The organism is Oleiphilus sp. HI0128, from assembly GCF_001635365.1.
Window position 1 is genome coordinate 1 of sequence record NZ_LWGG01000438.1, and the last position, 664, is coordinate 664.

A 664-nucleotide genomic window follows, 5' to 3' on the forward strand; every position below is an offset into this window, starting at 1 on the left:
AAAGAAGAAGACAAATTTGTTGGTTACACCGGCGACGTAGCTGCACCAACATCTATTCTTTTGAAGAACAATGGTTTGCACATCGAAATCCAAATCGATGCGACTAGCCCAGTTGGTTCAACTGACGCTGCTGGCGTTAAAGATTTGATCATGGAAGCGGCACTGACCACTATCATGGACTGTGAAGACTCTGTTGCTGCGGTTGACGCAGAAGACAAAGTGACGACTTACGGCAACTGGTTAGGCCTAATGAAAGGCGATCTGGCTGAAGACGTAAGCAAAGGCGGTAAGACATTTACACGTGTGATGAATGCTGACCGTGAATTCACGGGTGTTGACGGTAATACTTTCTCTTTGAAAGGTCGTTCAATGTTGTTCGTTCGTAACGTAGGTCACTTGATGACTAACCCTGCGATTCTTTTGGAAGACGGTTCTGAAATTCCTGAAGGCATCATGGACGGTGTTGTGACAGCGCTTATCGCTATTCACGACTTGAATGGCAATAGCCCATTCAAGAACTCTACAACAGGTTCTGTCAATATCGTTAAACCTAAGATGCACGGCCCAGAAGAAGTGGCTTTTGCTAACGAATTGTTTGCACGTGTTGAAGATGCACTTAACCTGCCTCGCTTCACGATGAAGATGGGTATTATGGATGAAGAGC

At 45.5% G+C, this 664-nt stretch carries 1 pseudogene; it reads left to right on the forward strand.

Features of this window, described 5'->3' with window-relative positions:
* Positions 1 to 664, forward strand: a pseudogene (locus tag A3763_RS05360) (malate synthase G); the annotation flags it as partial.